This is a genomic window from Chitinophaga sp. RAB17 (assembly GCF_052114225.1).
Taxonomy (GTDB): Bacteria; Bacteroidota; Bacteroidia; order Chitinophagales; family Chitinophagaceae; genus Chitinophaga.
This window is the reverse complement of sequence record NZ_JBFREI010000006.1, coordinates 642,870-654,824: the sequence shown is the minus strand read 5'-3', so window position 1 is coordinate 654,824 and position 11,955 is coordinate 642,870. Positions and strand designations below refer to the sequence as shown.

Annotated in this window: 9 protein-coding genes; 4 read left to right on the top strand and 5 right to left on the bottom strand. The window is 42.7% G+C overall.

The window, feature by feature from the left end; translation table 11 throughout:
- Positions 1–10: 10 nt before the first annotated feature.
- Positions 11–892 carry an aldo/keto reductase gene (locus AB4Z08_RS22170; RefSeq protein ID WP_441575969.1) on the bottom strand — a complete coding sequence of 294 codons (882 nt, stop codon included), beginning with the start codon at positions 890–892 and terminating at the stop codon, positions 11–13.
- Between the two features lie 213 nt (positions 893–1,105).
- Positions 1,106–2,992, bottom strand: a complete 1,887-nt coding sequence (locus tag AB4Z08_RS22165) for a glycoside hydrolase family 97 N-terminal domain-containing protein (RefSeq protein ID WP_441575968.1) — start codon at positions 2,990–2,992, stop codon at positions 1,106–1,108.
- A 590-nt stretch (positions 2,993–3,582) separates the two neighbouring features.
- On the opposite strand from AB4Z08_RS22165, the gene AB4Z08_RS22160 reads away from it, so the two are divergent.
- The 3 genes from AB4Z08_RS22160 to AB4Z08_RS22150 all read left to right on the top strand — a co-directional run bounded on the left by AB4Z08_RS22160 (position 3,583) and on the right by AB4Z08_RS22150 (position 7,053).
- Positions 3,583–4,554: a polyprenyl synthetase family protein gene (locus AB4Z08_RS22160; RefSeq protein ID WP_441575967.1), complete on the top strand. Its 972-nt coding sequence runs from the start codon at positions 3,583–3,585 to the stop codon at positions 4,552–4,554.
- Between the two features lie 424 nt (positions 4,555–4,978).
- A complete protein-coding gene (locus AB4Z08_RS22155; RefSeq protein WP_441575966.1) occupies positions 4,979–5,971 on the top strand; it encodes a terpene synthase family protein in 993 nt (330 codons plus the stop codon).
- Between the two features lie 56 nt (positions 5,972–6,027).
- Positions 6,028–7,053: a terpene synthase family protein gene (locus AB4Z08_RS22150; protein ID WP_441575965.1), complete on the top strand. Its 1,026-nt coding sequence runs from the start codon at positions 6,028–6,030 to the stop codon at positions 7,051–7,053.
- A 470-nt stretch (positions 7,054–7,523) separates the two neighbouring features.
- Here the strand turns inward: AB4Z08_RS22150 and AB4Z08_RS22145 are convergent, their stop codons facing one another.
- Positions 7,524–7,784 (bottom strand): hypothetical protein, encoded by a 261-nt coding sequence (locus AB4Z08_RS22145; RefSeq protein ID WP_441575964.1) that lies wholly within the window; start codon positions 7,782–7,784, stop codon positions 7,524–7,526.
- 182 nt (positions 7,785–7,966) lie between these two features.
- Positions 7,967–9,190 carry a glycoside hydrolase family 27 protein gene (locus tag AB4Z08_RS22140; protein ID WP_441575963.1) on the bottom strand — a complete coding sequence of 408 codons (1,224 nt, stop codon included), beginning with the start codon at positions 9,188–9,190 and terminating at the stop codon, positions 7,967–7,969.
- Between the two features lie 266 nt (positions 9,191–9,456).
- Between AB4Z08_RS22140 and AB4Z08_RS22135 the strand changes: the two genes are divergently transcribed.
- Entirely contained in the window at positions 9,457–10,200 is a 744-nt protein-coding gene (locus AB4Z08_RS22135) for a hypothetical protein (protein WP_441575962.1), read from the top strand.
- A gap of 681 nt (positions 10,201–10,881) precedes the next feature.
- On the opposite strand, the gene AB4Z08_RS22130 is transcribed toward AB4Z08_RS22135, so the two are convergent.
- Entirely contained in the window at positions 10,882–11,934 is a 1,053-nt protein-coding gene (locus AB4Z08_RS22130; protein WP_441575961.1) for a hypothetical protein, read from the bottom strand.
- Between the last annotated feature and the right edge of the window lie 21 nt (positions 11,935–11,955).

The window sequence follows — 11,955 nt, the reverse complement described above, 5'->3', positions numbered from 1 at the left end:
TTAGTTGCTTTTACCCGTTACTGCAATTCAAAATTTCTGTCAGGATGATGTCCGTTAGTTTACCTTGATTAAAATGCTCAATGCTGGCCGTCAGTTCCGATTTATTGGATGGTCCCAATACAATATTAAAATCATAAGGTAAAGACAGCAGGAACCGATGAGCCATAGCCGGTAAAGAAAGCTCATACCCTTCTGCTATCTCTTCCAGGCACATGGCTATCTCCAATGCCTCCACAGGAAGCCATTCGGGGCGCATCTGTTTAAACGATCCGATACATCTTCCCAGTAATCCCATATTTAATGGACTTCCGGCATAATACTGTATGTTCCGGGATAAACAATAAGGCAGCGAATCACTGAGTGCTGTTACATTTGAAGCATTGAGGCGGTTAAACTCCATCACCACGTCAAAGATTCCCTCATCCAGATTTGCTTTAAACCAGGCCGGCCAATTACCTCCCACACCCAAACGTTTTGTCAATCCCTGCTCTTTGAATTTTATCAGCCTGGCAATGATCCGTTCCCCTGCTGCTTCCGGAATCGCCTGGGGATCATGTAGAAACAGGATATCCAGAGAAGAAATACCAATAGTACGGAGACTATTTTCCAGGCTTTCCGCCATGGCCTTGTCTGTAAAATCATAGTAAGCCTTATCTGCAGCATAAGATTTCAGGCGGCCCACTTTGGAACTGATCACCGGCATCTTTCCGGACCATTGCCGTAATGCCTGTCCCAGATAGCTTTCCGCATTTCCATAGGCCGGTGCAGTATCAATCGCAGTAATACCGGATTCCAGTGCAGATAAAATTGTCAATACCGATTGATGCGGATCAACCTTCCCCCAAACACCTCCCAATGCAGCGGTGCCAAGTACCAAACGTTCGCTGATCATATCTAATGTATAACGTAATACCTAACAAAAATAAATAACCTCCCTAAGGTACAAAACATCAATATTGACCAGCATCGATGTTATATTTACCGGGAGGCAAATTTGCCGGCGCCTAACAAGCGCATTAGGTTGCATTACAGTAAAGCAGCGTTACTATAATACCAAATATAGAAACATCCGCTAACTTTACAGTTGCCGATGTTTTTTTGATGCTCACATCACTGGCCTTATCCATATAGCCTGCCCACCGGACGGCAATAGTTTTGCGTCCAATACAGTATTTGCATTTACCTTTATTCGTTTTATAGACACCTTTGTACGCACGGTTGACATATCGTCATCATAGTAAATGCTGGCGAGATATTGTCTGCCAGGTGTTAAAAATTTCAACGGTATCTTTAATTGCCGCGCATCATTATTCGTAATGGTCCCCACAAACCATTCCTCCCCTTTGCGGCGGGCAATAGTGATAAATCGGGCAATTTCCCCATCCAGCACTTTAGTATCATCCCATACGGTAGGTACATTATCAAAAAACTCCAACTCCGGTTCATCTTTGGCATCCTCCGGTTTATCGTACCAGTACAAAAACTGCAGTGGGCTGTAAAGTACAACGGACAAGGCGAGCTGGTGTCCTGAACGGTTTTTCATGATCCTCCCTTTCGGTGCTTGCGCCAACGTGGGTTTTAATTCCGGACGGTGATAGTAGCAAATAGTATGGTCTGCTGCACCTGCTATCAGCCGGGTGAATGGAAGAATAGTGTTGCTTGTTGCATCCGGCATTTCTTCATCGCCACGCACCCCTTCCTGTGTGAGCAGGTTGGGATAGGTTCTGCTGAATCCTGTAGGACGATACTCGTCGTGAATGTCAACCATCAGATTATATTTGGCGCATTTCTTAACAGCCTCATGTAACCAGGTTGTCCATTTGTGCGAACCCACTTCTACAAAACCAAACTTAATCCCCTTCACTCCCCATTTTTGATACAATGGAAGCAATTCATCTAATTGCTGATATAACGCCCGTTGGTTCACATATAAAAACACGCCAATACCTTTTTCATTGGCGTACCTGATCACCTCCTGCAGATTCAAATCACTGTTGGGATTCCGGCGCGGATCTACGTTCACTTTTGTGGCATCAGAAGCAGCAATATACTCGTATCCATACCACCCGGCATCAAAATGAATGTATTGCAGTTTGCGTTTTACGGCAAAATCAATGCATTCCTTTGCCCCCTTCATAGACAATGTTACTTCACGAATAATCTTACCTGGTTGTATCCACGCAGTATTTTCTATAGCACAGGGAGGATTGAGGTTTAACAGGAGATCATTCCCTGCCAACAGATCCCCGGGGTGCTTTGCTGCCATCACCACTCTCCAAGGCGTGGAGAATGGCGTAAAATAGTCAACGATATCATATATGGTGGCACAAATAGTATTTGCTTTTGTTGGATGAAGTGTAAATTTCATACGGGAGTAATTTACCATTTGAGCCTCCGCCAGGCAAACATATACACCACCGGGCTGCTCCAGCAGCAGGGGGCGCTCAGCCTGCGCTGTCCAATCTTTTAAAGGCACCAGGCTATATTCCCCCTGAGCACTGGAAGTAAACCATGCCCTGGTTCCTTCCGGCATCGCAAATTCAGTTAACTCACTTTTGATGCTAACATCCCGTCCTCCCTGTGCTTGTTCGGGCAGCATATAGCGGAAAGCTATTCCCTCATTATAAGCCCTTACCTGTAGCTGTAATTTCCGGCTCTCGTCATTATGCTGCTTCAATGTAATCACCATCTCTGCATAATGATCTCTTACAATACTACGTTCACCATATACCGGTTTCCATAGGGTGTCTTTTTCAGCACTGGATACAGCTGATAAAACAAATCCCGATTCCCATCCATTTAAACCTAATCCGGAAGCAAGGATAACAGGCTTTTCCTGGTAGTAAACACTGTAATTGAGATGCCCGCCTTCAGACAAATTAAATGCAAATTGTAATTTCCCGTCGGGGGAAAGAAGTTGTTGAGAAGACTGTGCATGTATAACCTGTACACAGAAGAGACAACAAAAAAGAAACGCCAGTGCCCTAAACATATTTGTGTGCTATAATTAAAAATCAGATGTACATCAGCTGGCAAGTGTTCCAGCTATAAGTCGGCATCCTTATACAATGCAATGGCAATATGTTGTCTTATAAACCTATAGCTGAAAAACAAAACTCCGACAGGACTGCCAGAGCCGGGTCATCGCCCATTATAAGCTGATCATATAGCCATCTGGTTCATTCCAGTGACAACCAACCAATTTATTGAAAAAAGAAAAGCAATAAAAGATAAGCAAAATAAACATCAGTAAAAGTCAATATTACATAGAAATGAAAATGACTACAAAAGATGTAATTCCTGTCCGGAGTTTGAAGAAAACGCTGACAGGTAAAATTTCTTTTATCTCAATCAACGCCATCTGCATGACAATTCACCATTTATTCCTCTTTCTTTAACTCCTGCCGTGTTTACTCAGTTATCTATTCTAATTTTACTTCTGCGAATAAAACTACTATTTTAGATTTCTTTTTGAGATATACACCGGAATCCGCTTCTATATCGCTATTCAATTTAAAACCCAGGAAATGGGCAGTAGATAATTTTAAGCTCTTTTATTCCTGCCCAGCTAAAACAAAGTATATGAATTCCCTCAATGACTTAGTAACCCAGTACCATTCGTGGTGTAATCATCTCTATTTCCCACAGGAGCCATGCAACCTTTATGATGCTACCCGGTATCTTTTGGAAGGCGGTGGAAAACGAATACGGCCCTTGTTATGCCTTTTAGGAAATGATCTTTTTGGAGAGATGTATGAAGATAGTTTCCATGCAGGAAATGCCATTGAATTATTTCATAATTGCTCTCTTGTACACGACGACATTATGGACAGTTCTCCCTTACGACGAGGGAAACCAACCATACATGTGAAATACAATACTTCTACGGCCATACTTGTTGGCGATATTCTCCTGGTCAATGCCTTTTCACACATTAATAAGGTGCAGGAGCAATACAAACAACAAATATACGCGCTGTTCTCCGCTACTATACTGCAGATTTGTGAAGGGCAGCAAATGGACGTTGATTTTGAAGAAATGGATATACAACAGGTCTGTTATCCGCAGTACCTGAAAATGATTACGTTCAAAACAGCTGTTTTGCTGGCCGCCAGTATCAGAATAGGCGCTATCATCGGCGGAGCAGATGTGCAACAACAAGCGTATATCTACGACTTCGGCAAAAATTTAGGTATTGCTTTTCAGATTCAGGACGATTACCTGGATGCTTTCGGAGCACCAGCAGAAACCGGTAAGCAGCCCGGCGGCGACATCCTGGAAAATAAAAAAACAGCGTTGCTGATAAAAGCCTGGGAAATGAGTACTGCTGAACAAAAAAATGCATTGCGAAATGCTATGTCGCAAAATGGAACCGAACGAATATCGGCGGTATTAAAACTCTACAAAGCCTGTAAAGTAGATGAATGGGCCATCAGTATCACTGCGAAATATACTGCCATGGCTTTCAGTTGCCTGGATATGATAGATATCCCGCTTAACCGGAAAGAAAATCTCCTTGAGCTGACAAACCAACTGTTGGCGCGTCGGTCGTGATTAATAGAAAAAAAGTGTAGGCATTATAAAGGTGGCACAAAACGCTTTCTAATGCCTGCACCTATTCATTGAAAAATAAATGGCGGCGCAAACATCTACTGCGGCTCTACTTCCATAACCCGATAATAATTTTGAATAGCAGGAAATCAACAATAGCTGTATGAAAACCCAAATTGGCTATACGATAAAGTAAATCACCAGCCCTGGTATAATCACCATGCTTAGATCAATATATTGACAAATTAACAATTACCACATGTTTTAAGAAAAGCGCTGCATATAAAAGCGACTAATAACGTTTGTCAAGCATTTACAATTGTATCCTGGTATAGCCCCAGGAAATAGTAAGGCATTTGTTAACCTGACCGGATGAATATCTCATTATTGTTACCCATCCAATATTATTGGATTCAAAACGAGGACTATGAATATGCACATGCTTTCCATGTTTCATTACCCCTTCCCTACACTTAAAAATCCATTTGCGACTGTATTACAGGATATTACCGACAACCAATGGATAGATGGGGAATATCTCTCACTGTACAAAGACAATCCGGATACCCGACATAAATACAAAAAAACGAAGACTGCTCACATCGCCTCGCAGTGGTTTCCCACAGCCAGTGCAGAACGATTGAAACCCCTCTGCAGACTTATGTTATGGACACTCTACAATGACGACCTATATGAAGAGAGCAGCCCGGAAAAAATCGGATACGTACATCAAAGATCAATAGCAATATTAAATGGTGAAATGGACGCCGCCGAAGCGGCAATACCACTGGGTAATATGCTGGCTTCTTTAAGGCTTGAACTGTTAGAGTTTATCCCACCCGAGTCCATCAACCGGTTTACGAAAATGATCAGCAGATATTTTACAGGCCTGAAAGCAGAGTTGATCTACAAAAAGAATAAGGTTTTCCCAACGATAGCTGAATGTATTGCCCTACGGGAGGATTCTATCTGCCTGTATCCGTTCCTGCAACTGACCGAAGTGGAAACGGGGATTATACTGCCATCTGAAATACACGATCACCCGGTGATTCAACGCTTACAGGCGTTGGCCTGCCGCCTGGTGACCTACTTCAATGAGGTACAATCTGTGACGAAAGATGAAGCAACAGACAGCATTTATTACAACATCGTGAAAGTGATACAACATGAATACAATATTTCACTGGAAGAAGCTTGTCTCGAAGATCTTCGCCTGCACAATGAAGACCTGAAAGAATTTGTAGCGCTGCAATATTCCCTCCCGGATTTTGGGATATGGCAGGATGCGGTCGTAAACTGGATTCACTATATGAGCATGGTGCTCAGTGGCTGGAAGAATATATCTTCAAAACTGGACCGCTATAATGCGATGGAATTCCCCAATGCAGCCGATCTCCGGCAGAAATTAAACAACGGATAACCCCAACCATTTTAATGGTAAATGATATGATTTAATAACATCCAACAATCAGGTTTATGAAAGACGATTTAATCGTTCCTAAATGTTATTATCCGTGGCCGATAGTCAATAGTCCGATAGCCACAGCATTTGACGGGGAAGAAATTGTGTGGTATGACAATGACTATACTTTTATTTCCGAAGAGGGAATAAAAAGATGTAAAAAGCAGCAACTATCCCAGGTAGCAACCTATATGAACCCAACTTGTGATAATGTGGATCATATGCGACCCTGTGCACGACTGATGATCTACATCACACTTTTTGATGACTTTTTTGCCCTCACGCCTATAAAAGAATTAAAGCCCATAGCAGAGCGGGTTTATGAGGTAATGCTGGGCGATACACCTCTCCCAAAGGAACTTGGCATACTCCGGCAGATGGCAGCAGCAAGAAAAGAGTGGATAGTAAATGGAATGCCCCAATTCTGGATTGAACGCGTTTCCATCAATTTTTATGAGTTTATCGTTTATGGCCTAATGGAGGAAACACCTTTTAAACTGGCAGAAAAGAGAACCTATCCTTTACTGGCCCATTATTTAAACTTTCGCCAATACTCCATCGGAATGGGGTCCTATGGAGACTTAATAGATCCATCTGTCAACTTTGCATTACCGGTAGACATTTATAATCATCCCATTATCCAGCGCTGCAAAAAGCTGCTGGCGCTAATCATCGTGATCCAGAATGATTTTGCTTCTTTGAAAAAGGAACTTGAAATAGAAACTGAATTATTCAATATTATATTCATTCTACGCCACCAGTATAAACTTTCCTACCAGGAAGCCTGTACAGAAGCAATGAGGATACATGATGAATATGTAAAAGAATTGGACGATTTACATGCATCCCTTCCGGATTTCGGCCATCATCAAAAAGAAGCGTATAATTACGTCTATCACATAAAATTACAGATCACAGGTTGTGCAAACTGGTATTACAATTCAGGCACTAACCGTTATGAAACAAAGGGATTTATTGTTCCTCAATATGGACGGGAAGGAGATGACATTATTATTCCACATAGCTCCTTTGCAAAGTAACCGTGTATAGCTAAGAATTATCTACCTACGTATATTCTCCGAAACTATATAGCTATTTCAGGACGAGACAGCGTATTGATAGTAAAATATCAACAGATACGTACAAGATCATTTCTGATGGGCGGGCTGCATTCATGAACCACCCGCCCACAGAAACCGGGTATGTTAGGCCACCCCAGCCGAATTACAAAAAAAAATTTCTATCTATATGTTATGTGCGTATAAAAAAGTATACAAGTAATACAAGAGCAATCAGAGATATAATATAACCTGCCCACATATTCCGTGTCTCGTTATTTGATATCTCTTCGGATAATTTCCCCCTAAAGCCCTTCAATATCCAGAAAAAAAAGGCCCCTGACCAAATGGCGGCGAGTCGCGCTGCAAAAGGTTCTTTCGCCATAAAATTTTACCTGTATAGTGCTTATTTGTCCAGCTTAGAAAAATATTGACCTGCTGTATTATTAATTTTACTCCTCGTATTTATTACTAAATAAAATCATAACTGCTTTATATACTCCTATTGCAAACAAGAGCAGTGCCGTAAGAAACAAGCCAATATATTGTGCCACCCACCCTATCAAAATGGCAACAATATGAATCTTCCCATTATTTGGCTCGAATACCTTGCCCGAATATACATAAACCGCAAATGCCCCGAAAATGCCTATCCAAAGTATTGCATACAGGATATCAAGCGGCTTTTTACTCATTTTGTTAAACTTCAACATAATTTTGGTTTTAAACGGCGCTAATAGCTTCATTGCCCAATAATAGCGCTACTTTTCATATTAACATTTTCACACCAAAAATAGATGAGCCGGGATACAATTCATGTTTCCGTTTTATATTCGAGCGTTCTTAGCCGATATTCGCCAAAAATTTAGTGGTATTCCTCAGCATCCTTTGCATTTTACTTGTTACGCAACCGGAATACTTTGGTCTCGTGGCTGGCTACCTTTAAGGTCACAGACTTATTCCAGGACGTTACTGCTTTACTCCATACGTCTGTTGCCTGACAGGCAGTAAAGGGTAAGCCCAGATCAGAAAGAGCTACAGTAATGGTATTGGATTGGCCTCCCCGATTCAGCAGGCCTACTGCTACATCCCCATTCTGCAGAGGTTTTACAAACACCTGCCAGTCATCTTTCTTAAATTTACACTGGGCCTGCACACCCAGAGAATCCTGGTCAATAGCAATAATATCTTTATTAAAGAGGATGTTCCTGGTGTTGGCATTCATATTGGCTACATCGCAGCTGACCATCAGCGGAGATGCCATCAGACACCATAAGCTCATCTGGCTCTGGTACTCTGTATCTGTGCAGCCAGTGCCTCCCAGGTCCCCGGAAGGGCCTTTGCGGCCATACAATCCTACTACCAGCATATCAGGATCATTCCATCCACCGGGGCCCGCATAAGGATGGAGGCTGGTGTTGATGTCCACTATATCTAAAATACCGGCGCCGGAGTGATGCAGGTCAGCAGGTTTCTTCGGAGCCACCTTACTTTGCCACTTATCCCTGATATCCGCAGATATGCGCCAGAGTTGCCCACCTGCCTTTTTTGACCAAAGCCAGGGACTGCGATCTCCCCATTCACAAATACCAAATACGATGTCCCTACCACTATTGGCAAGGGCATTGGCCATTTTAGAATAGCGCTGTATCGCAGTCTGCCAGTCGGAAGGCGCATCGCAATAATCGTATTTCAGGTAATCGATGCCCCAGCCAGCGAAGGTTTTAGCGTCCTGTTCTTCAAAACCCAGACTGGCAGTATAACCCGCACAGGTAAGCTGCGCGGCATCGGAATAGATACCGAGTTTCAGCCCTTTGCTATGCACATAATCGCAAAGCGCTTTCATACCTGAAGGAAATTTCTTAGGATCGGGCACCATATTATTTTTGTTATCCCGGCCACCCTGCCATCCGTCATCAATAAAAATATAATCGAAACCAGCTTTCAACAAACCATTAGCCGACATCGCATCTGCAATCGTCCTGATATCATTCTCCGTAATTTTGTCAGCATAAAAATTCCAGGTCATATAACCCATAGGAGGCGTGGGCGCCTTCTGCTGGGCATGTAATAGTTGACCGGCCAGCAGCAACACCAGAAGTGTTTTTAATTTTTTCATAGTACTTTTCATTGTTCCGGATAAAAATAGGCATTCACAAGGACAAATAAAAACCTTCAAATGCCTGGTATAGTGTGATGGTGTTAATTTCTGCTGACATTCATGCTGAAAACAGGAATAAACAGTTTATCTTAATTTCCGTTTTATACCCACCAGCTTTGAATATTATACAATACTCATTACACTGGTTTTAAATAATCTACCATCTATCCCGGAAACAGGTTCCCTGAATTATGTTATATTTATAGTAATCAAAATAATCTCCCATGGCAAAGCAAATGTCTATCATTTCCTTTACGGGAAAACTCGGTCCTCTCATAGGGTATAAGCGCAATGGCCAATACTTCCTGCGCTCCATGCCGGAAAGTGTACGGCAAACCACTGCTACCCGCCGCGCATCCAGGCGCTTTGGCGCCGCCAGCAGGAAAGGTGCTTTTATCCGGCATGCTTTCTACCCCCACCTGGATATCTATTGTGACGGTGGCCACATCAATCGGCTCAATAAGCTGCTCATTGCTGCCGGCGATCATCACGCCGCCATCACCGGCTTCCGTTTCAATCAGCATACCGGAGTAGATCGTTTCTTTACGGTGGCTCCCCGGCTTTTTAGAAATGGGATATTACATATTCCCGCACAAACCATCGCCGGGTATAAAGGTATTACTGCACTGGAAGTAAAAGTGATCGCAACGCGTATTGATTTTATATCACGCCAGGTGACGGGTAGCGAAACGGTTACACTCATGATAGATCCGAATACCACTTTCCAGGAAACAAATGTTTCACTGGATGTACCCGGGCAGGGCTCACTGGTAGTGGTCTTCCAGGTAAGAGCCCTATACAAAGATGGACCATCGGGCAACAGACAATATATAGCTGCCGATATTATTGCGGTGACAGCACCAGAAGTCCCCAAATATGCTAAAAAACGTACTTATCCCAAGCGGACGAAATTGCTTCCTAACCTTACCTATACACGCGCATATCCAGCTGTTATTCAACTGGAATAAAGCGATCCTGCCCCGGAGATATTTTGATAGATAAACCCCTTATACCTGCTTCCTTTAAATAGTACATCTCTTTCCCCAGCTACAGCCTTGGTACTGAAGCAGCCCTGCTATGGCCGGTTCTCACCTCCATCCATCTGCCGATGCAATTGCATCCCTGCTATACATCCGAAACTCATCCCCGCATCAAGTCCACCTCCCCTGCGGTGCTTCTATAGGTACACAGCGGGTGTCAGGCATAGGATCGATGGAACCAACGTAATGACAATACATGTTTGCGGCTGATGTTGACTATAATCATAGGGGTTCTTAATCCACTATATCTTAAAAGAGTATTTAGAGATAACGAAGATAAAATTCCTTCTCAACTAAGCAGATGCACCGAATTGCGCCATCTGCTGTTAACCCCTGTTTTAAAAATATTTCGCCGGGAACGGCGAAATCTATACTTACCGTAGAATCACCTATGCCAATTAAAACGCTATAAATAAATGACATGGTGACCTACTCAGGATGAATGTATATACCCTCTATGCTTAGGATATTCATGGATTATGGCATCAAAAACTACTTCATCATTTGAAACCATCGCTTATTTAGCCATAGGGATAACTTGATTTTTCCAATCAATTACTGATATTTATTGCTCTCGACAGTTATTTAGATGAAAGGCCGGCCTTTGGTCTACAAATCTGTAGCCTTATAATAATTAGTTTTCTTTATCGGGAAGGCATCCTGGGACAGCATTAGCTTATACACATTGCCCGTGGCTACTACTGCTCCCCTGTTTCCCGGATCGCTTGGATAAGTCATGCTGGAGCTATGGGAATACCCGATCATATGCCCCATTTCATGTACTGCTATAAAGCAAACATCCGTAGTCAGGTAGTCATTCAAAACATGATTTGCCACACCGAAGGTCCCGCCGCCCCCGCCTAGTCCCGAAACATTCACTACCACTCCGCAATTAAACTTAGGGAGATCTATCAGTTGTTGAAAAGCAGTACTTTTCTGTTCCGTAGTCATCACCACCTTATCATTATCAACGATAGGTTCATTTATAAATGCACGCCTGGTAGTATCCGCCTGGAACAAATAAGCCATGTTTATGATAAAGCCGGAAAATCTCCTGACATCTTTTGCATCTATATTATCTTTCCAGTTGTCTGATGGATTATCAGTAGGGTTATAATCCTGGTACTTTATGGTCCATTTTAATTTGGCCAGTGACTTCAGCTTTTTGATCAGATCTGTTTCGCCTGTAAAATCAAAAGACACTTTACTGGTGGCAATGCCGGATGTTTTATACTGGGAAAGGTCTACCTCCTTGTTATCGGTATTTAGAAATCTGGTTGTGCTTCCGGTAAACGGATACTTCATCTCTTTTACACCGTGCGCCCTGATTTTATTAATCTTAAAAAGCTTTACAGGTTTCGCCTGCCCTTCTATTGTTAACAGAATAGTGGCATCCTGTATATCCACAGGCGCAAAGTTGGCCACTTCTATCGTTACAGAATCAATCGCTTTTACCCGCAACACTTTCCCTATTTCATAACGCCTGGATTCGGAAGTCATGATGTCCATAGCCTCTCCATCCTTGAACATGAGCCCGGAATTAGCATCGCTGTCAAATGAATACTCAACAGTGGTGACGGGGGTGGATCCCGGGTCTTTAGACGTATCTTTTTTACAGCTAAAAAGTGCAGCGATGAGCACAAGTACAGATAATTTTCTCATGGTGATATGTTTTTTATTAAG

What these genes read in the sequence shown, in the direction of transcription:
- AB4Z08_RS22135 (WP_441575962.1), top strand. Translation starts at nt 9,457, where the DNA reads ATGGCAAAGCAAATGTCTATCATTTCCTTTACGGGAAAACTCGGTCCT.
- AB4Z08_RS22155 (WP_441575966.1), top strand. Translation starts at nt 4,979, where the DNA reads ATGAATATGCACATGCTTTCCATGTTTCATTACCCCTTCCCTACACTT.
- AB4Z08_RS22160 (WP_441575967.1), top strand. Translation starts at nt 3,583, where the DNA reads ATGAATTCCCTCAATGACTTAGTAACCCAGTACCATTCGTGGTGTAAT.
- AB4Z08_RS22170 (WP_441575969.1), bottom strand. Translation starts at nt 892, where the DNA reads ATGATCAGCGAACGTTTGGTACTTGGCACCGCTGCATTGGGAGGTGTT.
- AB4Z08_RS22150 (WP_441575965.1), top strand. Translation starts at nt 6,028, where the DNA reads ATGAAAGACGATTTAATCGTTCCTAAATGTTATTATCCGTGGCCGATA.
- AB4Z08_RS22130 (WP_441575961.1), bottom strand. Translation starts at nt 11,934, where the DNA reads ATGAGAAAATTATCTGTACTTGTGCTCATCGCTGCACTTTTTAGCTGT.
- AB4Z08_RS22165 (WP_441575968.1), bottom strand. Translation starts at nt 2,992, where the DNA reads ATGTTTAGGGCACTGGCGTTTCTTTTTTGTTGTCTCTTCTGTGTACAG.
- AB4Z08_RS22140 (WP_441575963.1), bottom strand. Translation starts at nt 9,190, where the DNA reads ATGAAAAAATTAAAAACACTTCTGGTGTTGCTGCTGGCCGGTCAACTA.
- AB4Z08_RS22145 (WP_441575964.1), bottom strand. Translation starts at nt 7,784, where the DNA reads ATGTTGAAGTTTAACAAAATGAGTAAAAAGCCGCTTGATATCCTGTAT.